Origin of the sequence: Mesorhizobium sp. M4A.F.Ca.ET.050.02.1.1 (genome assembly GCF_003997725.1) — a bacterium.
GTDB lineage: Bacteria > Pseudomonadota > Alphaproteobacteria > Rhizobiales > Rhizobiaceae > Mesorhizobium.
This window is the reverse complement of sequence record NZ_RZSG01001057.1, coordinates 1-1,670: the sequence shown is the minus strand read 5'-3', so window position 1 is coordinate 1,670 and position 1,670 is coordinate 1. Positions and strand designations below refer to the sequence as shown.

The following is a 1,670-nucleotide window of genomic DNA, read 5'->3' as shown; positions in this document are numbered from 1 at the left end:
CGATAGCCGTGCCGTCGGCCCTAACGGCGCGCCGCTTGCGGGGCTGTTCGTCGCCGGTCCGCTGGCGCGCGGCACTTTTGGCGAGTTGATGGGGCTGCCGGAAGTCGCTCGCCATGCGCAGGCGGTCGCCTCGGAAATCGAAGGCCGGCTCGGCGCCCTGCCTTCGATCCCGGCCGCGGGCTGAAAATCCGCAACGGATGCGGCTGTGCGAATTGGTATTTCCGTCCGGGCGTGGCCGTGAAAACGGAAAATCCTACTTTGTATATATACTCAATAGACTAATAATTGTCCGCACGTTCGGCCACCGCCGGACCAATTGTTGGGACAGGCCAAGCCGGGAGATTTTCATGCCACAGAACGATCGCGACGCAGTCAAATTCGCCTATTGGGTACCGAACGTCTCGGGCGGGCTCGTCATCTCGAACATCGAGCAGAGGACCAATCATTCGGCGGAGTACAACCGCAAGCTGGCGCAGATCGCCGAGAAGGCCGGCTTCGATTATGCGTTGAGCCAGATACGCTTCACTGCCGGCTACGGCGCCGACGAGCAGCATGAATCGGTGTCGTTCAGCCATGACCTGCTTGCCGCCACCACAAGCCTGAAGGTGATCGCAGCGATCCTGCCCGGTCCGTGGAATCCGGCGCTGGCTGCCAAGCAGCTCGCCACCATCAGCTACCTGACCAATGGCCGCGTCGCCATCAATCTCGTGTCCGGCTGGTTCCGCGGCGAGTTCCACGCCATTGGCGAGCACTGGCTCGACCATGACGAACGCTATCGGCGCTCGGAAGAGTTCATCCGCGCGCTGCGCGGGATCTGGACCGAGGACAGTTTCACCTTTCGCGGCGACTTCTACCGCTTCAACCAGTACTCGCTGAAGCCGAAGCCGCCGCAGCCGCTGCCCGAGATCTTCCAGGGCGGCTCGTCCCGCGCGGCCCGCGACATGGCCTCGCGTGTTTCCGATTGGTATTTCACCAACGGCAATGCGCCGGAGGGGATCGCCAGGCAGGTCGACGACATCCAGGCCAAGGCCAAGGCCAACAACCATTCGGTCAAGGTCGGCGTCAACGCCTTCGCCATCGTGCGCGAGACCGAGGAAGAAGCGAAGGCCGTGCTGGCAGAGATCATCGCCAAGGCCAATCCGGAAGCGGTCAACGCCTTCGGCCACGAGGTCAAGAACGCCGGCAAAGCCTCGCCGGAAGGCGAGGGCAACTGGGCGAAATCGTCTTTCGACGACCTGGTGCAGTACAATGACGGCTTCCGCTCGAACCTGATCGGCACGCCGAGGCAGGTGGCCGAGCGCATCGTCGAGTTGAAGCGCGCCGGCGCCGATCTTATCCTGCTCGGCTTCCTGCATTTCCAGGAAGAGGTCGAATATTTCGGCAAGCATGTCATCCCGCTCGTCCGCGAGCTGGAAAACGCGGAAGCCGCGGCAGCACTGGCAGCCGAATAATAGCGACTTCCGCTGGCCGGGCATGGTCCGGCCAGCCGACGCCTGTCAGCCGCGCGCCCCTTAACCGGGCGTGCGGGAGGGCTTTTGCGTGCCTTCGGGTGCAGTTGGGGACGATTGGAATGCCGATATCCAGCCACGCCTTTGAAGCGATCGGGGCTTCGGTCTACGCGCCGGAGATCCTTGCGCAAGGGCTGCCGGTCGGCCTGCGGCCAATTGAGA

Annotated in this window: 1 protein-coding gene and 1 pseudogene; both read left to right on the top strand. The window is 63.2% G+C overall.

Annotated elements, in window-relative coordinates:
* Positions 1–184: pseudogene (locus tag EOA33_RS34880) on the top strand (hydroxyacylglutathione hydrolase); the annotation flags it as partial.
* A gap of 163 nt (positions 185–347) precedes the next feature.
* On the top strand, positions 348–1,451 hold the full coding sequence (gene sfnG, locus EOA33_RS34875) for a dimethylsulfone monooxygenase SfnG (protein WP_127407663.1): 1,104 nt from the start codon (positions 348–350) through the stop codon (positions 1,449–1,451).
* Positions 1,452–1,670: the final 219 nt, after the last annotated feature.

Coding starts and splice junctions, on each gene's coding strand:
- sfnG (WP_127407663.1), top strand. CDS start 348: ATGCCACAGAACGATCGCGACGCAGTCAAATTCGCCTATTGGGTACCG.